Source organism: Salmonella sp. 32031103-2018-00083-FB-01-SM-01, from assembly GCF_017571995.1.
Lineage (GTDB): Bacteria > Pseudomonadota > Gammaproteobacteria > Enterobacterales > Enterobacteriaceae > Salmonella > Salmonella enterica.
In genome coordinates, this window is sequence record NZ_JAGEQL010000004.1 from 467,898 (window position 1) to 492,931 (window position 25,034).

At 52.0% G+C, this 25,034-nt stretch carries 24 protein-coding genes; 11 read left to right on the forward strand and 13 right to left on the reverse strand.

Annotation, left to right across the window (positions count from 1 at the left end):
• Positions 1-6: 6 nt before the first annotated feature.
• From J4614_RS22325 to J4614_RS14955, 6 genes are all read right to left on the reverse strand, one after another.
• The gene (locus J4614_RS22325; protein ID WP_306294178.1) at positions 7-912 is read right to left on the reverse strand and encodes a hypothetical protein; all 906 of its coding nucleotides are present in this window, start codon (positions 910-912) and stop codon (positions 7-9) included.
• 911 nt (positions 913-1,823) lie between these two features.
• Entirely contained in the window at positions 1,824-2,477 is a 654-nt protein-coding gene (locus J4614_RS14935; RefSeq protein ID WP_024160634.1) for a hypothetical protein, read from the reverse strand.
• A 20-nt stretch (positions 2,478-2,497) separates the two neighbouring features.
• Positions 2,498-3,910: a cell division protein FtsP gene (gene ftsP, locus J4614_RS14940; RefSeq protein WP_000010658.1), complete on the reverse strand. Its 1,413-nt coding sequence runs from the start codon at positions 3,908-3,910 to the stop codon at positions 2,498-2,500.
• 73 nt (positions 3,911-3,983) lie between these two features.
• Positions 3,984-4,721: a 1-acylglycerol-3-phosphate O-acyltransferase gene (plsC, locus tag J4614_RS14945; RefSeq protein WP_000965733.1), complete on the reverse strand. Its 738-nt coding sequence runs from the start codon at positions 4,719-4,721 to the stop codon at positions 3,984-3,986.
• A gap of 256 nt (positions 4,722-4,977) precedes the next feature.
• Positions 4,978-7,236: a DNA topoisomerase IV subunit A gene (gene parC, locus J4614_RS14950; protein ID WP_001281853.1), complete on the reverse strand. Its 2,259-nt coding sequence runs from the start codon at positions 7,234-7,236 to the stop codon at positions 4,978-4,980.
• A 129-nt stretch (positions 7,237-7,365) separates the two neighbouring features.
• Positions 7,366-7,758: a YgiW/YdeI family stress tolerance OB fold protein gene (locus J4614_RS14955; RefSeq protein WP_000731553.1), complete on the reverse strand. Its 393-nt coding sequence runs from the start codon at positions 7,756-7,758 to the stop codon at positions 7,366-7,368.
• 151 nt (positions 7,759-7,909) lie between these two features.
• On the opposite strand from J4614_RS14955, the gene qseB reads away from it, so the two are divergent.
• The 4 genes from qseB (at position 7,910) to J4614_RS14975 (ending at position 10,949) form a co-directional block, all read left to right on the forward strand.
• The gene (gene qseB / locus J4614_RS14960) at positions 7,910-8,569 is read left to right on the forward strand and encodes a quorum sensing response regulator transcription factor QseB (protein ID WP_001221574.1); all 660 of its coding nucleotides are present in this window, start codon (positions 7,910-7,912) and stop codon (positions 8,567-8,569) included.
• On the forward strand, positions 8,566-9,915 hold the full coding sequence (gene qseC, locus J4614_RS14965) for a quorum sensing histidine kinase QseC (RefSeq protein WP_000779334.1): 1,350 nt from the start codon (positions 8,566-8,568) through the stop codon (positions 9,913-9,915). The genes qseB and qseC overlap by 4 nt, the downstream gene beginning before the upstream one ends.
• A gap of 106 nt (positions 9,916-10,021) precedes the next feature.
• Positions 10,022-10,603, forward strand: a complete 582-nt coding sequence (locus J4614_RS14970) for an NAD(P)H-dependent oxidoreductase (protein WP_000065416.1) — start codon at positions 10,022-10,024, stop codon at positions 10,601-10,603.
• A 31-nt stretch (positions 10,604-10,634) separates the two neighbouring features.
• Positions 10,635-10,949 (forward strand): putative quinol monooxygenase, encoded by a 315-nt coding sequence (locus J4614_RS14975; protein WP_000958587.1) that lies wholly within the window; start codon positions 10,635-10,637, stop codon positions 10,947-10,949.
• A 124-nt stretch (positions 10,950-11,073) separates the two neighbouring features.
• On the opposite strand, the gene parE is transcribed toward J4614_RS14975, so the two are convergent.
• Genes parE through nudF form a run of 5 tightly spaced genes read right to left on the reverse strand, consistent with a single transcriptional unit; the run spans position 11,074 to position 15,478 of the window.
• The gene (gene parE / locus J4614_RS14980) at positions 11,074-12,966 is read right to left on the reverse strand and encodes a DNA topoisomerase IV subunit B (RefSeq protein WP_000195318.1); all 1,893 of its coding nucleotides are present in this window, start codon (positions 12,964-12,966) and stop codon (positions 11,074-11,076) included.
• Between the two features lie 27 nt (positions 12,967-12,993).
• Positions 12,994-13,575, reverse strand: a complete 582-nt coding sequence (gene yqiA, locus J4614_RS14985; protein WP_000105725.1) for an esterase YqiA — start codon at positions 13,573-13,575, stop codon at positions 12,994-12,996.
• Positions 13,575-14,402 carry a 3',5'-cyclic-AMP phosphodiesterase gene (cpdA, locus tag J4614_RS14990; protein ID WP_000444735.1) on the reverse strand — a complete coding sequence of 276 codons (828 nt, stop codon included), beginning with the start codon at positions 14,400-14,402 and terminating at the stop codon, positions 13,575-13,577. Before cpdA ends, yqiA begins: the two co-directional genes overlap by 1 nt.
• A gap of 24 nt (positions 14,403-14,426) precedes the next feature.
• Positions 14,427-14,849 carry a DUF1249 family protein gene (locus J4614_RS14995; RefSeq protein WP_000833404.1) on the reverse strand — a complete coding sequence of 141 codons (423 nt, stop codon included), beginning with the start codon at positions 14,847-14,849 and terminating at the stop codon, positions 14,427-14,429.
• The gene (gene nudF, locus J4614_RS15000; RefSeq protein WP_079971413.1) at positions 14,846-15,478 is read right to left on the reverse strand and encodes an ADP-ribose diphosphatase; all 633 of its coding nucleotides are present in this window, start codon (positions 15,476-15,478) and stop codon (positions 14,846-14,848) included. The genes J4614_RS14995 and nudF overlap by 4 nt, the downstream gene beginning before the upstream one ends.
• Positions 15,479-15,678: 200 nt before the next feature.
• Here nudF and tolC point away from each other — a divergent pair, with 200 nt between their 5' ends.
• From tolC to J4614_RS15015, 3 genes are all read left to right on the forward strand, one after another.
• The gene (tolC, locus tag J4614_RS15005; protein ID WP_015899378.1) at positions 15,679-17,154 is read left to right on the forward strand and encodes an outer membrane channel protein TolC; all 1,476 of its coding nucleotides are present in this window, start codon (positions 15,679-15,681) and stop codon (positions 17,152-17,154) included.
• Between the two features lie 212 nt (positions 17,155-17,366).
• On the forward strand, positions 17,367-18,038 hold the full coding sequence (locus J4614_RS15010; protein WP_000831528.1) for a DUF1190 family protein: 672 nt from the start codon (positions 17,367-17,369) through the stop codon (positions 18,036-18,038).
• A 5-nt stretch (positions 18,039-18,043) separates the two neighbouring features.
• The gene (locus tag J4614_RS15015) at positions 18,044-19,207 is read left to right on the forward strand and encodes a glutathionylspermidine synthase family protein (RefSeq protein ID WP_000442834.1); all 1,164 of its coding nucleotides are present in this window, start codon (positions 18,044-18,046) and stop codon (positions 19,205-19,207) included.
• A gap of 61 nt (positions 19,208-19,268) precedes the next feature.
• On the opposite strand, the gene ygiD is transcribed toward J4614_RS15015, so the two are convergent.
• Positions 19,269-20,057: a 4,5-DOPA dioxygenase extradiol gene (ygiD, locus tag J4614_RS15020; RefSeq protein ID WP_001520560.1), complete on the reverse strand. Its 789-nt coding sequence runs from the start codon at positions 20,055-20,057 to the stop codon at positions 19,269-19,271.
• A gap of 140 nt (positions 20,058-20,197) precedes the next feature.
• Here ygiD and zupT point away from each other — a divergent pair, with 140 nt between their 5' ends.
• Positions 20,198-20,971 carry a zinc transporter ZupT gene (gene zupT, locus J4614_RS15025; protein ID WP_000115874.1) on the forward strand — a complete coding sequence of 258 codons (774 nt, stop codon included), beginning with the start codon at positions 20,198-20,200 and terminating at the stop codon, positions 20,969-20,971.
• 66 nt (positions 20,972-21,037) lie between these two features.
• Here the strand turns inward: zupT and J4614_RS22265 are convergent, their stop codons facing one another.
• On the reverse strand, positions 21,038-21,214 hold the full coding sequence (locus J4614_RS22265) for a hypothetical protein (RefSeq protein WP_000469259.1): 177 nt from the start codon (positions 21,212-21,214) through the stop codon (positions 21,038-21,040).
• Between the two features lie 399 nt (positions 21,215-21,613).
• On the opposite strand from J4614_RS22265, the gene J4614_RS15030 reads away from it, so the two are divergent.
• From J4614_RS15030 to dsbI, 3 genes are read left to right on the forward strand one after another with little or no spacing between them, the layout of a single operon-like run.
• On the forward strand, positions 21,614-23,410 hold the full coding sequence (locus tag J4614_RS15030; protein ID WP_000460265.1) for an aryl-sulfate sulfotransferase: 1,797 nt from the start codon (positions 21,614-21,616) through the stop codon (positions 23,408-23,410).
• A gap of 19 nt (positions 23,411-23,429) precedes the next feature.
• On the forward strand, positions 23,430-24,101 hold the full coding sequence (locus J4614_RS15035) for a thiol:disulfide interchange protein DsbA/DsbL (RefSeq protein WP_000096230.1): 672 nt from the start codon (positions 23,430-23,432) through the stop codon (positions 24,099-24,101).
• A 14-nt stretch (positions 24,102-24,115) separates the two neighbouring features.
• Complete coding sequence (gene dsbI / locus J4614_RS15040; RefSeq protein ID WP_000345576.1) at positions 24,116-24,793, forward strand: protein-disulfide oxidoreductase DsbI; 678 nt, start codon at positions 24,116-24,118, stop codon at positions 24,791-24,793.
• Positions 24,794-25,034: the final 241 nt, after the last annotated feature.

A 25,034-nucleotide genomic window follows, 5' to 3' on the forward strand; every position in this document is an offset into this window, starting at 1 on the left:
CTTTAGTCACTTCGCGACTGGACATAGCGCATTCAGCCGTTGCCGCGTATCGTTTCGTGCTTGTTCGCCCCCCGCCACTGAAGCATTCAACGCCTCACGCAATTGCTCACAGGAAAGCCCAGCCTGTAAAAAAGCGGCAGGAAACGTCGGTGTCCAGGGAAGATAGTGGGCGATTTGCTCGTTGGATAACGCTTTCTGCGCTTGCATCGCCTTAATGATCTGTATCAGCAATGCGTTCTCTAACGCTCCACCACGCAGTCGCAATATGGCCTGATGCAGAGGCTCATTATTTCCGTCTTCCATTGCTCGTTTCCAGTCCACTACGTTTGCATCAATAAGCGACTGAATCATTACCAGATTGCCATTGCTCAGTATGAAAGTGAGCAGGTTTTCACGATCCCACCTCTCAATCGGCGGTGTGATCAATATTTCTGGATTATGGGTTACCTCGCTTATTAGCGTTTCCGTTTTGGCTAACAACACCATCGCTTCGAGCCTGCGCAGAGGAATAGTGGGCGGATGTTTCTGCCAAAAATAAGCAACCAACTCGGTGTTACGTTGGATAATGGGATAAATATAGACAGCATCATTCAACAGTTCTGGCATAATATTCAGCAATAAATGACTAATTTCTAGCCTGTACTGCTCGCGATACTGTGATATATAGTTAGATTTATAAAGCGTCAGCAGTGGATTTTCTTTACGAGCGACAATGTTGCGATTCTCTCTGGCGGAAAATGTCTCGCCCACCAGTTGCTGGCTAAAAAAGCGTACTATCGGTACGTTATGTTGGCGAAGAGCGGTAACAAATGGCGTATAAAGAAATTCGGCATTCGGGATCGCCGCTTTAGGGCAAGATTCTGCCGCTGTCAAAAATGGCGAAATACCTCGTATTTTAGCCAGATAACGCAATAAATTTTCCGGTGTATCGCGGTGTTCTGCAGCCAGCGTCAAAACACTTGCCAATTGATAACAAGAGGCATCCTGCAAAACCTGAACATCCCCCTTCGCGCGCTCAAACAGTCGGGTAATTTTATAGTTATTCCAGTCTTCACCAATGTGATGCCATAATCGCGGGCCGTCCATCACATAAACGAAAACGAACAAAAAAATAGTATGGGACACGATAGTTCCCAGAATAAAAAATGGAGACTCTCGACTAGAAAAAATAGCAATTATTATCGAGGGCATCAATCCTAATATCAATAAATATACGATATAAATATTTTTTGAATCGATCCAGAATAATCCTCCCCACAATATACAAACAACGCTCACCTGCGGAAGAACAACACGCAAGAAAACCCGCCGATAGCGCAAAGAATCAAATGCGCCGACAATTAACCTCAATAATACGACGCCATAAATCCCCCACGCGCTCATCAATATTACTGAGTCCCACATCATCCACGCAAATGATTCAACCATAAAGCATCCTTACTTTCCATGCTCACTACCGAATTCAAATCTCTCGTTTCTATTTTCTGATAACACAGCGAGCTAAACGCACTAATAAGTATAGCCAATACGATGATTGTATATATTGCCCAGCACGGTGGATATTATCATCAACAACAAACTCCATCCGTTTCCAAAATTCATTATTGCCCGTTATTTTTTCTGATGATAAAACACATCGAATTCAAACTGCCATGAGAAAGGTTTCGGTTTGTTGCTATTATCAAAGGCAACGGCTTGCGCATACAGTTCGTCCGTCAATAATTCCGGCACGACGCTAATCAAACTGGTACAAATATCTCGCGCCAAAAGTTATTGTTGCAGAAAAATTTGTTCGTCAGCCATACTATCATTAAAAATACGATTCAGTAGGTCCAATAATGGATTGTTTTGTAAGAGCTGATGCCGATATTGCTTTGCCTGTACAGAATCGCCAATAAACCAGGAGGCAAACGCCCCAACGGCAGGGCGATTAAGCCGGTCGATGGCCAAAACCAACCAAATTTTTTCAGTTCCGTCCGCAATATCAAAAGGGGAAATGCGTTTTGCGACTGCATTGCTTGCGACATCAAATGATTAAAAAAAGCGCGGTCATCGGTCGTATCGATTTTTTGTAACAGCGTTTCTTCCGCCGCCTGCTGTGCCCGATAGGCATCGCGCCGATGATGCCTCTCGAGAATATCCCCTATGTGCGCTAACAACAGCAGCAATACGACCGCATGGCACCCGGCCCAAAGGTGGTGTGGTTGGTCTAATCGATGGCTAAACAGTAGCGCCAGCAATAAACTAAGCCCCAGTATCCACCCTGCGCCAATCGGGAAGAAAAGCGTTTCATCACCCGCAGCAAACCATAGCAAAAGAACCAGCGTAATCTGTGGCCAAGCAATCCACAGCAACACGCGACGAGGCGTTTGGAACAAAAAAGCCAGGCAAATAACAATGAAGAACAGAATAAGATAGCCGCCTGCAGTAAACATCCAGAACGTCAGCAGCCGCCATCCCTCCTCACTGATTCTCATCGAATATCACTGGTCCGCCTTTACGACGCTGGATTCACCAGCATTTGCCCAATCGAGCCGCGGTCGGCCATTTCCAGCGTCTGGCTATTGAAATAGAACGGGAAGTGCGGCCAGGACGGCTGACCGTAGTAGACCAGCAGTTCGACTTGCCCATCCACCCAGACGGTATCTTTCCAGCCTCTATCTTCCGGGAACGGCATAGCGCCGTTGACGTTACGAATCAGGAAAGAGACGCCCTCAATATGGAACGACTGCGGCATATCGGCGCGTACCGTCCAGCGCTCCCAGGTGCCTTGTTGGGCGGTAATATCAATGCGATTCACATCCCACAGTTGGCCGTTAATCCCCGGATCGTCACCAAGACTGATGTCCCGGCTGCGGACAGGCGCGCCGCTCATGATCTCCGTCGGCAACAGACGCATCGGCAGATTATCGGTCACCAGCGGCAGCAATCCGGTTGGTCGTAACGTCAGCACCAGGGTAGAAACCAGAATACTGGAAGGCTCAAAGAAACCGCGAATCCGATCGACTATGCTGGCCGCCTCCCCGCAGGTGATCGAGACTTCGTCGCCGTTGGTCATATCAACCAGGATTTCACGTCGCTCGCCGGGCGCCAGTGACAACTGTTTGACGGAAACCGGCGCAGGTAAAAAGCCCTGATCGCCTGAAATCACATGCAGCGCCCGGCCATCGCTCATCTGAAGCTGATAGCGCCGCGAGTTCGAGGCGTTCAACAACCGTAACCGCACCCAGCCGCGGGACACTTCGACATAGGGACTTTGCGCGCCGTTCACCAGCAGCGTATCGCCGACAAAACCACCGCTTCCCGGTTCGCTGTACTCCGGCGTCCCAAAGTTATCCAGCCGTTTATCCTGGATAATGACGGGAAAATCATCCACGCCGTAATGGTTCGGAATGGGCAGCGTTTTACTGATGTCGTCTTCGACCAGCCACATTCCGGCCAGGCCGTTATACACCTGCTGCGCGGTACGGTTAGGCGTGTTAGCGTGATACCACAGCGTGGCGGCGCTCTGACGAATCGGCAACACCGGTGCCCAGTCCGCGTTCGGCGACATCATACGCGCCGGGCCACCCATCAGCGGCCCCGGCACCAGTAAACCAGCAACCGTCATGGAGACATTTTCCGCCAGGCGGTTGCTATAGATGAGTTTAACGTCATCGCCTTTCCAGACGCGGATTGTCGGCCCCAGATAACGACCGTTCACTCCCCAGACCGGTGCGCGCGTGCCTTGCGTAAAGGACCAGTGCGCACGCTGTAGCGTCATAAACAACGGCTGCCCGCGACGGGACTCCAGCAACGGCGGAACAGGCAACGGCTGTTGCTGACCGGCAGCATTCGCCCTGAGGGGAATCGCGCCTGCACATAGTGCGATTCCCGATGCCTGAAGAAACTGACGCCGACTGAATGACATATAAGCTCCATGTAAAACAGGCTAAAGAGTTGTGCCTGAAAAAATGATTTCTACAATAACAGAGTAAGGCTGCTTAAACCTTACCGGTCGCTTCACGTTCCGCAACCTCTTTATCAAGTTCCGCGATTTTTTGCTCCATTAACGCACGGCAGTGGGCCGCCAGCTCGCGAACCTGATCTTTACCATATTCGCTGACGTCGACTGGCGGCAGCATTTCCACAATAACCAGTCCGTTGTTCAGGCGGTTTAGATTGACTTTGTTAGAGGTGTTGGAAACGCAGACAGGAATGATCGGCACACCAGCCGCGATAGCCGCATGAAACGCGCCGGTTTTAAACGGCAGCAGACCGCGTCCCCGGCTACGCGTACCTTCAGGGAACATCCAGATAGAAATACGGCGCTTTTTAAAATGGTTAACCACTGCCGCAATGGTGCTATGCGCTTTGGCGCGGTTATTACGGTCAATCAACAGATTACCGGTCAGCCAGTACAGTTGCCCAAAAAACGGGATCCAAAGCAGGCTTTTTTTCCCCACCGTCACCGTTGGCGGCTGCACAATATTCGACGCCGTGACCATATCATAATTATTCTGATGGTTAGCGATATAGATAGCATTGCCATAGCTTTCCGCGTCGGCGGGTTTGCGGCACTCCACTTTCAGGCCAAACAGCGGGGCCAGACGACCGAACATATGTCCAAACGTCGCCACGTGTTTTGGGTTACGTGGGCTGAAAAGGCAGTAAATAGAACCGAAAACACAGACCAGAATGGAGTAAATAACGGTAACAATAAGACGAAAAATATATAGCATAACAACCTCTGAAGGCCTAAGAGCCCGGCATTCTACGTCACCTGAAATTCAGGTTAGGATTTTGGTAAGTGTGGCTCTCTGGAAAAACGTATTGTTAATCGCAATGCACGAATAAACAACGGTTTTACGGGAAATTTTAATGTTAATCCGATCTGAAACCGTAGGCCGGATAAGACGCTACTGCGTCGTCATCCGGCAACGGCAGAGCGCCGGATGGCGGCTTAAATGCCTTGTCCGGCCTACGGGTGCCCCTGTCTTACTCTTCGCTGTCGCCATGACTTACGCGATGCGGTGAATCAATCTCAATGCGATCGATACGCTGCAGGCCGCGCATTAATGTGCCACGGCGTCCGCGTTCGCCGACCACCTTTTGTAACTCTTCAGGGCGCAGTTTGATTTTGCGCTTCCCGACATGGATAGTCAGAGTGCTTTGTGGCGGCAGCACGTACAGGTGCGCCAATCCATCATCGCCTTTCGCCGCTTCCGCAGAGGGGATATTAATGATCTTATTCCCTTTGCCTTTCGACAGCTGCGGCAGAGAGTCTACCGGGAACATCAACATCCGTCCGGCCTGGGTAATCGCCAGCAGCATATCGTGCTCGTCTTCAATCACCAGCGGCGGCATGACGTGCGCATTTTCCGGCAGTGTAATCAACGCCTTACCGGCACGGTTACGGGCAACCAGATCGTTAAACGTACAAACGAAGCCATAGCCCGCATCCGACGCCATCAGCAGTTTCTGGTCATCGCCTTCCATCAGCATATGCTCTACGGTCGCCCCCGGCGGCAGCGTGAGTTTGCCGGTCAGCGGCTCGCCCTGCCCACGCGCCGACGGAAGCGTAATGGGATCAATAGCATAGCTGCGCCCGGTGGTATCAATAAACACCACCGGTTGATTGCTCTTACCTTTCACCGCGGCTTTAAAGCTGTCGCCCGCTTTATAGTTAAGCCCCGGCGCATCAATATCATGACCTTTGGCGCTGCGCACCCAGCCCATCTGCGACAGCACGATAGTCACCGGTTCGGACGGCAGCATGTCGTGTTCGCTCATCGCTTTAGCTTCTTCGCGCTCACGCAGCGGAGAACGGCGATCGTCGCCATAGGCATCGGAATCTGCCTGTAGCTCTTTTTTCAGCAAGGTATTCATTTTGCGTTCGGACGCGAGAATGCCCTGCAACTGGTCCCGCTCTTTTTCCAGCTCGTCCTGCTCACCGCGAATTTTCATCTCTTCCAGTTTGGCGAGATGACGCAGTTTCAGTTCGAGAATCGCTTCCGCCTGGGTTTCGCTGATGCCGAAACGCGACATCAGCGCGGGTTTCGGCTCATCCTCGTTACGGATAATCTCAATCACTTCGTCGATGTTGAGAAACGCCACCAGCAAACCTTCGAGGATATGCAGGCGCTTAAGCACTTTCTCCAGACGATAGTTCAGACGACGACGCACCGTGTCGCGGCGGAACGCCAGCCACTCGGTGAGGATCTCCAGCAGGTTTTTCACCGCCGGACGACCATCCAGACCGATCATGTTCAGGTTAATACGGTAGCTTTTTTCCAGATCGGTGGTGGCGAACAGATGGTTCATCACCTGCTCCATATCCACACGGTTGGAGCGCGGGACAATCACTAAACGCGTCGGGTTTTCGTGATCCGATTCATCGCGCAGGTCGTCCACCATCGGCAGTTTTTTATTGCGCATCTGCGCAGCAATCTGCTCCAGCACTTTCGCGCCAGACACCTGATGCGGCAGCGCGGAAATTACCACGGCGCCGTCTTCTTTGGTCCATACCGCGCGCATACGCACGGAGCCACGCCCGTTTTCGTAAATTTTACGAATTTCCGCACGTGGGGTAATGATCTCCGCTTCGGTCGGGTAATCCGGCCCCTGGACGATATCCAGCAACTGATCCAGCGTCGTTTTCGGCTGCTCAATCAGCGTAATCGCCGCTTTCGCCACTTCGCGCAGGTTGTGCGGCGGGATATCTGTTGCCATGCCCACCGCAATACCGGTGGTGCCGTTCAGCAGGATGTTCGGCAGACGCGCCGGTAACATTTTCGGTTCCTGCATCGTGCCGTCGAAGTTTGGCACCCAGTCCGCCGTCCCCTGCCCCAGCTCGCTTAACAGCAGCTCGGCGTATTTGGACAGGCGAGATTCGGTATAACGCATTGCCGCGAATGACTTCGGATCATCCGGCGCGCCCCAGTTCCCCTGGCCATCGACCAGCGGGTAACGGTAAGAGAACGGCTGCGCCATCAGCACCATGGCTTCATAGCAGGCGCTGTCGCCATGCGGGTGATACTTACCCAGTACGTCACCAACGGTACGGGCGGATTTTTTAAATTTAGCGCTGGCGTTCAGCCCCAGCTCTGACATCGCATAGACGATGCGGCGCTGTACCGGCTTCAGGCCGTCGCCAATAAACGGCAACGCACGATCCATGATCACGTACATGGAGTAGTTTAAGTAGGCGTTTTCCGTAAATTCATGTAGCGCAAGGCGCTCTGCCATATCGCTCATTGATTGTGATTCCTCAACTGTTAGCCCGAATAATACCCGGTATCTCTCAGGCAATATTGCCGCAGATACTACCCTATCTGGCGCGTTGAGTCACAAAGAAAAGGGCCGCGAGCGCGGCCCTGATGGAGTTTATTTGGCAACTTTAGAGATCTGTTTTACGTCGATTTCGACAGAGTTCCAGTCTTTATCCACTTCACCCTGAATTTCAACGGTATCCTGCGGGGTTACGGTCAGGCCGTTCCAGCGCTTGTGGTCAATATCCACATTGATAGTACCGGTCGCATCTTTAAACACATACAGGTCGTCGGAAATGCGCTCGACGATATTCCCGCGCAGCGTTACCCACGCATCGTCACGCAGCGATTTAGCGCTCTCTACCGTCGTGCTGCTGCCGTTCGGGCCGACAAATCCGCCGCCTTGCGTTTGCGTCGCCGACGGGCCGGAGAAACCGCCCTGCTGAGCCGCCAGAACCGGGGTAGAACACAGTGCCATAACGGCAACGATTGCAGCTAATTTTTTCATGATTACTTTTCCCTTTCATGTCGTTTCAGATCCATTTAATAAGGTAATCCTTAACAACTTCTTAAGGCAAAAAAAGAATCTTTTTTTCTGTACATCGCCTGCGGCGACAAGGTTAACTGACGGTAACGCGAGTTACCGCAAGGAAGAACAGATGCGAATTTTACTGGTAGAAGATGACACACTTATTGGCGATGGCATAAAAGCGGGCCTGAGTAAAATGGGTTTCAGCGTCGACTGGTTTACCGAGGGACGTCCGGGCAAAGAGGCGCTTTACAGCGCGCCTTATGATGCGGTTATTTTAGATTTGACGCTGCCAGGCATGGACGGACGGGATATTTTGCGCGAATGGCGCGAAAAGGGTAAACAGGAACCGGTCCTGATCCTGACGGCGCGCGACGCGTTAGCAGAGCGCGTCGAGGGGCTACGTCTGGGCGCCGATGACTATTTATGTAAACCTTTCGCGCTCATTGAGGTCGCCGCCCGTCTGGAGGCGCTGGTACGCCGCGCCAGCGGTCAGGCCAGTAGCGAATTGCGCCACGGCCAGGTGACGCTCAATCCAGGCAATCTCGTCGCAACGCTTGCCGGCGAACCGCTGGCCCTAAAACCAAAAGAGTTCGCGTTGCTGGAACTATTACTGCGCAACAAAGGTCGCGTGCTGCCGCGCAAGCTTATTGAAGAGAAGCTGTATAACTGGGATGACGACGTGTCCAGCAATGCAGTGGAAGTCCATGTTCATCATTTACGCCGCAAGCTCGGCAGTGAATTTATTCGCACCGTACACGGCATCGGCTATACCCTGGGTGACGCATGAAATTGACGCAACGTCTCAGCCTGCGCGTCAGGCTGACGCTTATTTTTCTGATTCTGGTCTCCATCACCTGGGCAATCTCCAGTTTTGTGGCCTGGAGAAAGACGACGGATAATGTCGACGAGCTGTTTGACACACAGTTGATGTTGTTCGCCAGACGGCTTAGCACCCTCGATCTTAACGAGATCAACGCCCCGCAGCGCATGGCGCATACGCCAAAGAAATTAAAACATGGGCATATCGATGACGATGCGCTGGCATTCGCCATCTTTTCCGCTGACGGCAAAATGTTGCTGCATGATGGCGACAACGGCCAGGATATTCCGTATCGCTATCGCCGGGAAGGTTTCGACAATGGCTATCTGAAGGATGACAACGACCTCTGGCGTTTTTTGTGGTTGAACTCGGTGGACGGTAAGTATCGTATCGTCGTCGGTCAGGAGTGGGATTACCGCGAAGATATGGCGCTGGCGATCGTGGCGGCGCAATTAACGCCGTGGCTGATCGCCCTTCCCTTCATGCTACTGATTTTATTACTCCTGCTTCACCGCGAGCTCAGACCGTTGAAAAAACTGGCGCAGGCGCTGCGCTTCCGGTCGCCGGAATCGGAAACGCCGCTCGACGCCAAAGGCGTACCGAGCGAGGTTCGCCCACTGGTCGAAGCGCTTAATCAGCTTTTTAGCCGCATCCACTCCATGATGGTGCGCGAACGGCGATTTACCTCCGACGCCGCCCATGAATTGCGCAGCCCGCTGGCCGCGCTGAAAGTACAAACCGAGGTGGCGCAGCTCTCTGGCGACGATCCGCTATCGCGTGATAAAGCGCTGACCCAGCTCCATGCGGGGATCGATCGCGCCACGCGGCTGGTCGATCAGCTACTGACGTTATCGCGTCTCGACTCGCTCAATAATTTGCAGGATGTGGCGGAGATTTCGCTGGAAGAGCTGCTGCAGTCCGCGGTAATGGATATTTATCATCCGGCGCAGCAGGCGAATATCGACGTGCGTTTACAGCTTAACGCCCATGACGTCATACGTACCGGCCAGCCGCTACTCTTAAGCCTGTTAGTGCGTAACCTGCTGGATAATGCGATTCGCTACAGTCCGCAGGGCAGCGTCGTCGACGTTACCTTACACGCCCGCAGCTTCACCGTCAGAGATAATGGCCCCGGCGTAGCGCCAGAGATTCTGACGCATATCGGCGAGCGTTTTTACCGCCCGCCAGGCCAAAGTGTGACCGGCAGCGGTCTGGGATTATCAATCGTCCGCCGCATCGCTACGCTACACGGCATGACGGTGTCGTTTGGCAACGCCGCGGAAGGTGGATTTGAGGCCGTAGTAAGTTGGTAACAGAGGCTTTTGCCAAAAACGCAAAAGACTTTGCACATTTTGCTAATTTCACTGCACCGCCCGTCAGCGTAGAATCAGCAGCAAACGCATTTCTTGAGGACACAAAATGAGTAACATCCTGATTATCAACGGGGCGAAAAAATTCGCGCACTCCAACGGCCAGTTAAATGACACCCTGACCGAAGTTGCCGATGGGCTGCTGCGCGATCTGGGTCATCAGGTTAAGATCGTCCGCGCCGACAGCGACTATGACATTAAAGAAGAGGTGCAGAATTTCGTCTGGGCTGACGTGGTGATTTGGCAGATGCCAGGCTGGTGGATGGGCGCGCCATGGACAGTAAAAAAATATATGGATGATGTCTTTACCGAAGGTCACGGCACGCTCTATGCCAGCGATGGCCGCACGCGTTCCGATGCCGCTAAAAAGTACGGTTCCGGCGGTCTGGTGCAGGGGAAAAAATATATGCTGTCACTGACGTGGAACGCGCCGATGGAAGCATTTACCGAAAAAGATCAGTTTTTCCACGGCGTAGGCGTAGATGGCGTCTATCTGCCATTCCATAAAGCCAACCAGTTTCTGGGCATGGACGCGCTGCCAACGTTTATTGCCAACGACGTGATTAAAATGCCGGATGTTCCGCGCTATACCGCAGAATATCGCAAGCATCTGAGCGAAATTTTTGCTTAACTGGTCATCCTGGAATTAGAAGGAGTTAACCATGCTTACCGTCATTGCCGAAATTCGCACGCGTCCGGGCCAACATCACCGTCAGGCCGTCCTCGATCAGTTTGCGAAAATTATTCCAACCGTTCTTAAAGAAGAGGGGTGCCACGGTTACGCACCGATGGTGGATCATGCCGCGGGCGTGAGTTTTCAGACTCTGGCGCCTGACTCGATCGTGATGATTGAACAGTGGGAAAGCGTTGCGCACCTTGAGGCGCATCTGCAAACCCCGCATATGAAAGCCTACAGCGACGCGGTAAAAGACGATGTGCTGGAAATGAATATTCGTATTCTGGAATCCGGCGTTTAAGTTATTACCCTCGTCTGACGTCGCCCTGATGCGATGCGCAAGTGTCGCCATCAGGCTGCGGCGTCATGTCGAATTCGCTTATCCGGCCTGCGGCGCGCAGACCGGATAAAGCGTGCAACAACCGTTACACGTCGAGATCCGCGAGATCGCCTTTTTCCTGTAGCCAGTTGCGTCGATCTTCAGAACGTTTCTTCGCCAGCAGCATATCCATCATCGCGTTAGTTCGCTGATCGTCTTCATCGCTAATGGTGAGCTGCACCAGGCGGCGAGTATTTGGATCAAGCGTGGTTTCGCGTAACTGCATCGGGTTCATTTCACCCAGGCCTTTGAAACGCTGTACGTTCGGCTTGCCTTTCTTACGCTTCAGTTGTTCCAGTACGCCCGCCTTCTCTTCTTCCGTCAGCGCGTAATAGACCTCTTTACCCAAATCGATACGGTATAGCGGCGGTAGCGCGACGTAGACATGACCATTCTTCACCAGCGCGCGGAAATGTCTGACAAACAGCGCGCAAAGCAGAGTAGCGATATGCAAACCATCGGAATCCGCATCCGCCAGGATACAGATCTTGCCGTAGCGCAGCTGACTCAGATCGTCGCTGTCCGGATCGATACCGATCGCCACGGAGATATCATGCACTTCCTGCGAGGCCAGCACTTCATCGGAAGAGACTTCCCAGGTGTTAAGGATCTTACCTTTGAGCGGCATGATCGCCTGATATTCGCGATCGCGCGCCTGCTTGGCGGAACCGCCCGCCGAATCCCCTTCGACAAGGAACAACTCGGTCCGATTAAGATCCTGCGCGGTACAGTCCGCCAGTTTCCCCGGTAACGCCGGACCGCTGGTGAGCTTTTTGCGCACCACTTTTTTTGCGGCGCGCAGTCGCCGCTGCGCGCTGGCAATCGCCATCTCTGCCAGTTGTTCCGCCGCCTGCACGTTCTGGTTCAGCCACAGGCTGAAGGCATCTTTCACCACGCCGGAAACAAATGCCGCACATTGACGCGACGACAGACGCTCTTTAGTTTGCCCGGCAAATTGCGGGTCCTGCATTTTCACGGAGAGCACATAAGCGCAGCGATCCCAGATATCTTCCGCCGACAGTTTGACACCGCGCGGCAAAATATTGCGATATTCGCAAAATTCGCGCATCGCGTCGAGCAGGCCCTGGCGCAGACCGTTGACGTGCGTCCCCCCCTGCATAGTCGGGATCAGGTTGACGTAGCTTTCCGTCAGTAATTCGCCGCCTTCCGGCAGCCACAATAGCGCCCAGTCAACCGCTTCCGTTTCACCGTTAAAATTACCGATAAACGGCTTTTCCGGCAGCGTCGGCAGGCCATTTACCGCTTCGCCCAGATAGTCGTTCAGGCCATCCTGGTAGCACCAGCGCTGCTCGCTGTTATTCACTTCATCTTTAAAAGTGATTTCCACGCCGGGACACAGCACCGCTTTTGCTTTCAGAACGTGCATTAAGCGAGAGACAGAAAAACGCGGGCTGTCGAAGAAACTTTCGTCCGGCCAGAAATGGACGCTGGTGCCAGTATTACGTTTACCGCAGGTGCCGACAACCTGCAAATCCTGCACTTTTTCGCCGTTTTCAAACGCGATGTTATAGACCTGACCGTCGCGGCGCACGGTCACTTCCACGCGCTTTGACAGGGCATTTACTACCGAAATCCCCACCCCATGCAGACCACCAGAGAACTGATAGTTCTTATTGGAGAATTTACCGCCGGCATGAAGCCGACAGAGGATCAGTTCTACCGCCGGAACCCCCTCTTCCGGATGGATATCCACCGGCATCCCGCGTCCGTCGTCAATCACTTCCAGCGATTGATCGGCATGTAAAATGACATCCACGCGTTTGGCGTGACCTGCCAGTGCTTCATCCACACTATTATCAATCACTTCCTGACCCAAATGGTTGGGGCGGGTCGTATCGGTGTACATCCCCGGGCGGCGGCGTACCGGCTCAAGCCCAGTGAGTACCTCAATGGCATCAGCGTTATAAGTTTGCGTCATGGTTTAATTAGCAATTCGAATTGATTGTCAGCAACTGTGCAGTCCAAGAAAATCGACAATCTGGTTGAAATAATCTTCGAAGCCCGTGAATGCGTGATTACCACCCTCGGTCACTGTCTGACGGCAGGAGGCGTAATATGCCACCGCCTGGCGGTAATCCAGCACTTCATCGCCCGTCTGTTGCAGTAGCCAGATCAGGTCCGGCGCTTCCAGCGGGTCAATCTGCATGACTTTAAGATCATAAATATGGCGAGACTCTAGCACATATTGCTGCCCGGTGTAGGGGTTCTCGTTCTGACCGAGATAGTCGGTTAGTAATTCAAAGGGCCGCACGGCGGGATTCACCACCACAGCCGGCAGCATAAAACATTGCGACAGCCAGGTGGCGTAATAACCACCCAGCGACGATCCTACCAGCCCTAATGGCGCACCGCCATGCTCAAGCACGAGAGACTCCAGCAACTCCGCCGCATCGGCAGGATACGGCGGTAGTTGAGGGACGATCATCTCAACATGCGGATGACGCTCCGCCAGCCAGTTTTTTAGCTGGCACGCTTTTGCCGAGCGAGGGGAACTGTTGAATCCGTGCAAATAGAGAAGCGTAGACATCAGTATCCTTCCGAAGCGGTATCGGGTCGGAACCGGGTATCCTGCAGGCGATGCACTTCCGTCTCCAGGACGCCGTTCGCCCGGAGCTCCAGCGTACGCCAGCCCGGCGCGATAGTATCCAGCGTAAAGTTCGCGCAGTGTGGTTTGAACTGTACGCAGGTTGACGGCGACGCCAACAGACGGCGACCGTTCCAGTCAAGATCCAGCTCCTGGTGAATATGTCCGCATAACAGATATTTTACACGCGGGAAATTCGCCAGCACGCTATCCAGCTCACCGGCATTACGCAAGCTGTGCTGATCCAACCAACTGCACCCTGCCGGCAACGGATGGTGGTGCAAAAGGAGCAATGTCTGTCTCTCTGGCGCATCGGCGAGCTTACGCTCAAGCCATTCCAGTTGGAACTCGCTCAGTTCGCCATGCGGAACGCCAAACACCTGGCTATCCAGCAACAAAATCTGCCATTGTTCACCGATTAACACGCGTTTAGCCGGGGAAATCCCCGCCTCTTGCAACGCGCTGTACATTGCCGGCTGAAAATCATGATTGCCCGGTAGCCAAACGCAAGGCGCGCGAAAGCTTGCGATACCCTCAGCAAAATGCTGATAAGCCGCAGCGGATTGATCCTGCGCCAGATCGCCGGTGGCCACGATCAGATCATATTCATACTGTTGCGCCCGAATAGCCTCCAGCACAGCCTGGTAACTTTCCCAGGTATTGACGCCTAACAGCGTTTCATGCTTTTCGGCAAACAGGTGAGTATCTGTAATTTGTAAAATCCTGACTCGGGCCTCACCAGCCAGAGGTAGGGTTAACAGGCTTTCCAAATGGTGTCCTTAGGTTTCACGACGCTAATAAACCGGAATCGCCATCGCTCCATGTGCTAAACAGAATCGTAGCCAGTCGGCCAGAAACTGATTAATTTGATGCTTTTCGTCGCGTTGATGCAACTTTTTATTTGGATAATCATACCGCGCTTTGAAGCGAAAGATCTGCTGGCTTGAACACACTTCAGCCACCATCGCATCATGGTAGAGGCGCACCGTCAGCGACGGCAGGCTCCAGTAGGTGATGGCTGGCGCCGTTTGCTCGATCGTTACAAGCGTAGTGTATCGGGTCGATTCCACAATCGTTAACCGATATTGTACGTTGCCCACCTGATAGCTCACCGTTTCACCGGGGGCGTCATTGCGCGGCAGCAGGCGGCGCAATTGCGAAAAATTGGTTTCGCACAAACGCATCATTTCTGGGAAGTCAGGTGTATAACGCTTCATTTTTTCCACTCGTTTTTTAACTCTTGATGATGCAACTGAAGCCATTGCAAAGCGATGACTGCGGCTGCGTTGTCGATTTTCCCCTCTTCTACCCACTGGTATGCCTGTTCCCGGCTTACCACATGAACCCGAATATCTTCGTTTTCATCCGCCAGACCATGAATACCTGCCGCGGTCGTGGCGTCCACTTCACCCACCAGAATAGATGAGCGCTCGCTGGTTCCTCCTGGACTCGCCAGGTAACTGATGACCGGTCGGGTGCGGCCCACGGTCAGCCCCGCTTCTTCCATCGCCTCCCGCCGGGCGACCGCCTCAATGGTTTCGCTTTCTTCTATCATGCCAGCGACCATCTCCAGCAGCCACGGCGTAACGCTTGTGTCATACGCGGCAATACGAATCTGTTCGACCAGTACCACCTCGTCGCGTTCAGGGTCAAAGGGTAGCAAGACGGCGGCGTGCCCGCGCTCAAAAATTTCGCGCTTTACCTCGCCACTCATTTCTCCGTTGAATAAACGATGGCGGAATCGATACACATCCAATGAAAAAAAACCGCGATAGCGCGTTTCCCGTGCAATAATTTCTACATCGCTTTTGGTGAAAGTAACTGGCAAGTTGTCTGATTTACGCATTGTGCTGCCCTGCTAGCAATAATGATTAAATGATGAATTTCAAGGGTGGTTGACTGCTGTTTTATCACCCTTGTGGTAAATTGGTGCCAATTAAGGCTCGTATGGCACGTAACGCCAACTTTTTGCAGTGGCGGATTCTGCTAGAATCAGCAATTATTTTTACAAATTGATCAGCGCTAAATACTGCTTCACAACAAGGAATGCAAATGAAGAAATTGCTCCCCATCCTTATCGGCCTGAGCCTGTCGGGGTTCAGCACACTAAGCCAGGCAGAGAACCTGATGCAAGTTTATCAGCAAGCACGCCTGAGCAACCCGGAATTGCGTAAATCCGCTGCCGATCGCGATGCTGCATTCGAAAAAATTAACGAAGCGCGTAGTCCTTTACTGCCGCAACTGGGTTTAGGTGCCGACTACACCTACAGCAACGGTTATCGCGATGCGAACGGTATCAACTCCAATGAAACCAGCGCTTCCCTGCAATTAACGCAGACGCTATTTGATATGTCGAAATGGCGTGGGCTCACCCTGCAAGAAAAAGCAGCAGGCATTCAGGATGTCACCTATCAGACCGATCAGCAGACGCTGATCCTCAATACCGCGAACGCGTATTTTAAGGTATTGAACGCTATTGATGTGCTTTCCTATACCCAGGCGCAAAAAGAGGCTATCTACCGTCAGTTAGATCAAACGACGCAACGTTTTAACGTGGGTCTGGTCGCCATTACCGACGTGCAAAACGCCCGTGCGCAATATGATACCGTACTGGCGAATGAAGTGACCGCCCGCAACAACCTGGATAACGCGGTAGAAGAGCTGCGCCAGGTGACCGGCAATTATTACCCGGAGCTGGCGTCGCTTAACGTCGAGCATTTTAAAACCGACAAACCCAAAGCTGTTAATGCGCTGCTGAAGGAAGCGGAAAACCGTAACCTGTCGCTGTTGCAGGCGCGTTTAAGTCAGGATCTGGCGCGCGAGCAAATCCGTCAGGCGCAGGATGGCCATCTGCCGACGCTGAATTTAACGGCCTCAACCGGCATTTCTGATACCTCTTATAGCGGTTCTAAAACCAACTCCGCCCAGTACGACGATAGCAACATGGGGCAGAATAAAATCGGCCTGAACTTCTCCCTGCCGCTGTATCAAGGCGGGATGGTTAACTCGCAGGTAAAACAGGCGCAGTATAACTTCGTCGGCGCAAGCGAACAGCTGGAAAGCGCGCACCGTAGCGTGGTGCAGACCGTACGTTCTTCCTTTAACAATATTAACGCCTCCATCAGCAGCATCAACGCGTATAAACAGGCAGTCGTTTCCGCGCAAAGTTCTTTGGATGCAATGGAAGCCGGTTACTCGGTCGGTACACGTACCATTGTTGACGTACTGGATGCCACCACCACTCTGTATGATGCCAAGCAGCAACTGGCCAACGCGCGTTATACCTATTTGATTAATCAGTTAAATATCAAATATGCGCTCGGTACGCTGAACGAGCAGGATCTGCTCGCGCTTAACAGTACGTTGGGTAAACCTATCCCGACGTCGCCGGAAAGCGTAGCGCCGGAAACGCCAGATCAGGATGCTGCCGCAGACGGTTATAATGCTCATAGCGCCGCGCCGGCAGTACAGCCGACCGCCGCTCGCGCCAACAGCAATAACGGCAATCCATTCCGGCATTGATAAGTTATTCGCTGGCGCTGCGTTTATCAGACCTGTGCCCTTGTAGGTCTGGTAAGCGCGGCGCTACCTGTCATAAAGCCGCGCCTGAACGTAAGACAACGTAAAGATCCTGCTATTCCGCCGCATTCTCGCCTTTTCTCGCTTCAATTTCGACCAGTCATCCTCTATTCTGAACGCATGTTGTATTTACCACTGGGTCCTGGAAGACAAATATGAAACGGACAAAATCCATCCATCACGCATCATTTCGCAAAAGCTGGAGCGCGCGGCATTTAACGCCGGTCGCCCTGGCGGTTACGGCTGTTTTTATGCTGGCTGGCTGTGAAAAAAGCGATGAAACCGTATCGCTGTATCAAAACGCTGATGACTGTTCAGCGGCGAATCCGGGCAAAAGCGCGGAGTGTACAACCGCGTATAACAATGCGCTGAAAGAGGCCGAACGTACTGCGCCTAAGTACGCTACACGCGAAGATTGCGTCGCTGAGTTTGGCGAAGGTCAGTGCCAGCAAGCGCCTGCACAGGCTGGCATGGCGCCGGAAAATCAGGCGCAGGCCCAACAATCCAGCGGCAGTTTCTGGATGCCGCTTATGGCAGGTTACATGATGGGGCGTCTGATGGGCGGCGGCGCAGGCTTTGCGCAACAGCCGCTGTTTAGCTCGAAAAACCCGGCCAGCCCTGCATACGGCAAATATACCGATGCGGCAGGTAAAAACTACGGCGCGGCGCAACCGGGCCGGACAATGACCGTACCGAAAACCGCGATGGCGCCGAAACCGGCCACCACAACAACCGTTACCCGCGGCGGTTTTGGCGAATCCGTCGCCAAACAGAGCACCATGCAGCGTAGCGCTGCCGGTACTTCAACACGTTCGATGGGCGGCTGATACGCATGGAAAGAGTCAGTATTACCGAGCGCCCGGACTGGCGCGATAAAGCGACTGAATACGGGTTTAATTTTCACACTATGTATGGTGAACCGTACTGGTGTGAAGACGCTTATTACAAGTTAACGCTCGCCCAGGTGGAAAAACTGGAAGACGTTACCGCCGAGCTGCACCAGATGTGCCTCAAGGTAGTAGAACGCGTCATCGCCAGCGATGAGCTGATGACGAAGTTTCGTATTCCAAAACATACCTGGGGTTTTGTTCGCCAGTCCTGGCAAACGCAACAACCGTCGCTCTATTCCCGCCTCGATCTGGCCTGGGACGGCATCGGCGAGCCTAAGCTGCTCGAAAATAATGCCGACACGCCAACGTCGCTGTATGAAGCGGCGTTTTTTCAGTGGATTTGGCTGGAAGATCAGATCAACGCGGGCAATCTGCCGGAAGGCAGCGATCAGTTTAATAGCCTGCAGGAAAAGCTGATTGAACGCTTTGCTGAACTTCGCGAGCAGTACGGTTTTCAGTTGCTGCATCTCACCTGCTGTCGCGATACGGTTGAGGATCGCGGCACCATTCAGTATTTACAGGATTGCGCGGCCGAAGCGGAAATCGCCACCGAATTTCTCTATATCGACGATATTGGTCTGGGGGAAAAAGGCCAATTTACGGATCTGCAGGATCAGGTCATTGCGAACCTGTTCAAGCTCTATCCGTGGGAATTTATGCTGCGCGAGATGTTTTCCACCAAGCTGGAAGATGCCGGCGTGCGCTGGCTGGAACCGGCCTGGAAAAGCATTATCTCCAATAAAGCGTTATTGCCGCTGTTGTGGGAGATGTTCCCGGACCATCCGAATCTGTTGCCTGCGTATTTCGCCGAAGACGAACATCCACAAATGGATAAATATGTCGTGAAACCGATCTTCTCCCGCGAAGGGGCGAACGTATCGATTATTGAGAACGGTAAAACGATCGAATCCGTGGAAGGCCCGTATGGCGAAGAGGGTATGATCGTGCAACAGTTCTATCCGCTGCCAAAATTCGGCGACAGTTACACCCTGATTGGTAGCTGGCTGATTAACGATCAGCCCGCCGGAATTGGTATCCGTGAAGATCGGGCGCTGATCACCCAGGATCTCTCCCGCTTCTATCCGCATATTTTTGTCGAAGGATAGATTCTCCTGTAAGCCCGATGCGCGTAGCGCCATCGGGCAATCATTCCGCGCCTTATCCGGCCTACCCCACCTGCACCGACAACATACTTATACTGCCCATCTCAATACCGTCGACCGGGATGGTGATAGGCTCCTTGCCGTCCCAGGCGCCAAGTACATACAGCAAAGGTAAAAAGTGCTCCGGCGTCGGGTTCGATAAGGCCCCCCCTTCATGTTGCAGATAATTCACCAGCGGGTGCTGTTCTACCGGCCCCTGCCACGTCAGATTGGCTTTCACAAAGTCATTAAATGACGCCGCCCAGGGATACGGTATATTGTCACCGTGCCAACGCACAGTCCGCAGGTTATGAACCACATTCCCGCTGGCCACCAGCATCACGCCTTCGTCACGCAGCGTCGCCAGCTTACGACCCACCTCAAAATGCCATGCCGCCGGTTTGGTACTATCAACACTAAGCTGCACCATCGGGATATCCGCATTCGGGTACATCTTGATCAATACGCCCCAGGAGCCATGATCAAATCCCCACGCCTCTTTATCGAGCGCGACGGGAACGGGAGCCAACAGTTCAACCAGACGCTGCGCCAGCGCAGGCGATCCAGGGGCCGGATAATGCGTGTCATACAGCGCCTGCGGAAAACCGCCAAAATCATGGAGAGTTTGCGGCCTTTCCATCGCTGTGACGCCCGTCCCGCGGGTATACCAGTGCGCCGACACCACCACTATCGCCTGTGGTCGAGGCAGGGCTTCCCCCAATCGCCGCCAGGCGCGGGTATAATCGTTATCGTCCAGCACGTTCATCGGGCTGCCATGCCCCAAAAACAATGCTGGCATACACGTTAAAGACATGATGTTATCCTTACAGGAAAGACATTTTGTTAACATCACCATACGCTTTCTTCACAGAGGAAGAACTCAGATAACTATGATGAAGATCATCAGTTATTTTGAAGGTCAGGTTCGGACGGCAAATTGATAAGGAGTAATGGATGTCAGTACCACTTATTCTGACCTTACTGGCGGGCGCCGCCACCTTTATTGGCGCGTTTCTTGGCGTTCTCGGCCAAAAACCGTCTAACCGCGTGCTGGCTTTTTCGCTGGGCTTCGCCGCAGGGATCATGCTGCTCATCTCACTGATGGAGATGCTGCCCGCCGCGCTTGATACCGAGGGAATGTCGCCCGTACTGGGCTACGGAATGTTTATTATCGGCCTGTTGGGCTACTTCGGGCTGGACCGCCTGCTTCCTCACGCTCATCCGCAGGATCTGGTGCAAAAGAGGCAGCAGCCGCTTCCCGGCTCGATAAAACGCACTGCGATTTTATTGACGCTCGGCATTAGCCTGCACAACTTTCCGGAAGGGATCGCCACCTTTGTCACTGCCAGCAGCAATCTTGAACTGGGTTTCGGCATCGCACTGGCGGTGGCGTTGCACAATATTCCTGAAGGTCTGGCGGTTGCCGGTCCGGTTTATGCCGCGACGGGCTCAAAACGTACCGCGATTTTTTGGGCCGGTATCTCCGGCATGGCGGAAATTCTTGGCGGCGTGCTGGCGTGGCTGATTTTGGGCAGCCTGGTTTCGCCAATCGTTATGGCGGCTATCATGGCGGCAGTCGCCGGTATTATGGTGGCGCTCTCCGTCGATGAACTGATGCCGCTGGCAAAAGAGATCGATCCTAACAATAACCCCAGCTATGGCGTGCTTTGCGGTATGTCCATCATGGGGCTCAGTCTCGTCATTTTGCAGACGATAGGTATCGGTTAAGAGAAACCTCGCGCCGGATGCAGGCCTTTAGCCAGGCAACATCCGGCTGCCCGTCAAGGATATGCGCTATTTCTGCTCATTCATCACGCTGTCACCTTCGCTCGTCTGGCGAAAACGTTTCGTTCGCGCTTCAAGTAATGCATCTCTGTCTTGCCGAAACGCTCTGCAATAACGCTTCATATGGCAAATATACCCTACTACCACCAGAACGATTAATATTATCCAATACCAGGCAATAAACATCCTTTTTACCCTTAAAATTTAACATCACTAAACATTTAACGTTAAAATTTTACATACCCTTATTTTGACGTATTCATATACTGGCATATTTGTGGAACAAATAAATGATTTTGATCATATAAATCAGTGGTGAAACACAATAATGAAAGAGGTATTAAGCAGAAAACAATGTCGATAAGATCACACTTCGTACTAATTTATATTGTTCTTAAAATATCACACTCCTACTATCGACTCACTCAGGCAATTAAAAAATATTGATACAAAATATACTTTAAAATAAGTAATAGCATCATGACTTATATTTAAAGACCAATCATTTACCTCATTTATCATTAATAAAAACATAGTATATACAGAAGTATTATATTTAGAAGTTGTATATAAGGAGATATATCCATGTTTGACCAATACCGGAAAACAATACTTGCCGGTGCCGTCGCACTGACATGCGGACTCACCGCAGCCAGTACGTTTGCCGCAGGTTTTCAACCGGCGCAGCCCGCAGGAAAATTAGGCGCAGTCGTTGTCGATCCTTACGGTAATGCCCCTCTCACCGCACTGGTGGAATTAGATAGCCATGTTATTTCAGACGTTAAAGTTACTGTACATGGCAAAGGGGAAAAAGGCGTTCCCGTTACTTATACCGTTGGGAAAGAGTCTTTAGAAACCTATGACGGTATTCCTATTTTTGGCCTTTATCAGAAATTTGCCAACAACGTCACAGTAGAATATAAAGAAAACGGCAAAGCCATGAAGGATGACTATGTGGTGCAGACGTCCGCCATCGTCAACCATTATATGGATAACCGTTCTATTTCAGATCTCCAGCAAACGAAAGTTATTAAAGTCGCGCCAGGATTTGAAGATCGCCTTTATCTGGTAAATACCCATACCTTTACGCCGCAGGGCGCTGAATTTCACTGGCACGGCGAAAAAGATAAAAATGCGGGCATTCTTGATGCCGGTCCGGCGGGCGGGGCTTTGCCTTTCGATATCGCCCCTTATACGTTTGTGGTCGACACCCAGGGTGAATATCGCTGGTGGCTGGATCAAGATACCTTCTACGACGGCCACGATATGAATATCAACAAACGCGGCTACCTGATGGGTATTCGTGAAACGCCTCGCGGCACCTTTACCGCGGTGCAGGGCCAACACTGGTACGAGTTTGACATGATGGGGCAAATTCTTGCCGATCATAAACTGCCGCGCGGGTTCCTGGATGCGTCTCATGAATCCATCGAAACCGTGAACGGCACCGTACTGCTGCGCGTCGGCAAACGCGATTACCGCAAAGAAGACGGCATACATGTTCATACGATTCGTGACCAAATCATTGAGGTCGATAAGTCTGGCCGCGTAGTAGACGTTTGGGATTTAACCAAAATCCTCGACCCTATGCGTGATGCGCTGCTAGGCGCGCTGGATGCGGGCGCAGTATGCGTGAATGTCGATCTGGCCCATGCCGGACAGCAGGCGAAACTCGAACCGGATACGCCGTATGGCGATGCACTTGGCGTTGGTGCCGGTCGTAACTGGGCGCACGTCAACTCTATCGCTTATGACGCGAAAGACGACTCCATCATCCTTTCTTCCCGCCATCAGGGTATTGTAAAAATTGGTCGCGATAAGCAGGTGAAATGGATACTGGCACCGTCTAAAGGCTGGAATAAGCAGCTAGCCAGTAAATTGCTGAAGCCGGTAGACGATCATGGTAAGCCGTTGACCTGTGACGAAAACGGCAAGTGTAAGGACACCGATTTCGATTTCACCTATACCCAACATACGGCATGGCTTTCCAGCAAAGGCACGTTAACGGTCTTTGATAACGGCGATGGTCGCGGCCTGGAGCAACCGGCTCTACCGACCATGAAATATTCCCGTTTTGTCGAATATAAGATCGATGAGAAGAAAGGCACCGTACAACAAGTTTGGGAATACGGTAAAGAACGTGGATATGATTTCTATAGTCCTATTACCTCGGTTGTTGAATATCAAAAAGACCGCGACACCATGTTCGGCTTTGGCGGTTCTATTAACCTGTTCGACGTTGGTAAACCAACAGTCGGCAAACTGAATGAGATTGACTATAAAACGAAAGAAGTGAAAGTTGAAATTGATGTGCTGTCGGATAAGCCCAACCAGACTCACTATCGTGCGTTACTGGTTCATCCAACGCAAATGTTTAAATAAATCACGGGAAGGAATTAATATGTCATCTAAATGGATTACCTCTTTATTTAAAAGCGTAGTATTAACCGCGGCATTGGTCACTCCTTTTGCAGCATCGGCTTTTACCGAGGGCACAGATTATATGGTTCTGGAGAAACCGATTCCTAATGCGGATAAAACGCTGATTAAGGTATTTAGCTACGCCTGCCCTTTCTGCTACAAATATGACAAAGCCGTAACAGGTCCGGTTTCTGATAAAGTAGCCGATCTTGTTACGTTCACCCCGTTCCACCTGGAAACAAAAGGCGAATATGGCAAACAGGCCAGCGAAGTATTTGCAGTCCTGATCGCCAAAGATAAAGCTGCCGGGATTTCGTTATTTGATGCTAAATCACAATTCAAAAAAGCGAAGTTCGCCTGGTACGCGGCTTACCATGATAAGAAAGAGCGCTGGTCAGATGGGAAAGATCCGGCTGCATTTATTAAAACCGGGCTGGACGCCGCAGGCATGAGCCAGGCTGATTTTGAAGCGGCGCTGAAAGATCCTGCCGTTCAGGAGACTCTGGAAAAATGGAAAGCCGCCTATGACGTTGCCAAAATTCAGGGTGTTCCGGCTTACGTCGTCAACGGCAAGTACCTTATCTATACCAAAAACATCAAATCCATCGATTCTATGGCTGAACTCGTCCGGGAACTGGCCACTAAAAAATAAGCAGGGAAACGATTATGGATTTTATTAAGGGATTATGGCGAGACCTACGCGCAAGACCAGTAGATACGCTGGTGAGATGGCAGGAACAGCGCTTTCTGTGGCTGTTAATGGCCATCGCGATGGGAGGGTTAATTATCCTGGCGCACTCGTTCTTCCAAATCTATCTCTACATGGCGCCGTGCGAACAGTGTGTTTACATTCGTTACGCGATGTTTGTGATGGTAATTGGCGGGGTGATTGCGGCGATAAATCCCAAAAATATCGTGCTGAAGCTGATTGGCTGCATCGCGGCGTTTTATGGCAGCATTATGGGCATTAAGTTTTCTATTAAGCTTAATGGTATCCATCATGCGGTACATAATGCGGACCCCGATTCACTTTTTGGCGTGCAAGGATGTTCGACTGATCCGACCTTTCCTTTCAACTTACCGTTGGCGGAATGGGCGCCGGAGTGGTTTAAACCTACCGGAGACTGCGGTTATGACGCGCCTATCGTCCCTGATGGCGTAACGCTCAGTAGCGTACAGCAGTGGTTTGTCGATCTCTACCAGCAGTCCGAAGGCTGGTATCTGCTTCCGCCCTGGCACTTTATGAACATGGCGCAGGCATGTATGTTGGCCTTTGGGTTGTGCCTGATTCTGCTGCTGGTGATGAGCGGCGCCTGGGCATTGAAACTGGCCAGAGGCAAATAACCTGAATAGATAAACCAAAGCAGAGGTCTGCATTCAGGCCTCTGCTTTTCTCACAATAATTTTACCATTCAGCTTATTCGTCGTTCTTTGAAACTGAACAGTATGGCACCGAAGGTGACTAGTCCTGATATAGGTTGACAGTTTTTTGTCTGTAAAACGCCTGATGAACATCATCGGGCGTTTTGTATTTCAGGGCCAGGTGTGGCCGTTCATGGTTATAAATTGCCACGGACTCTTTTAC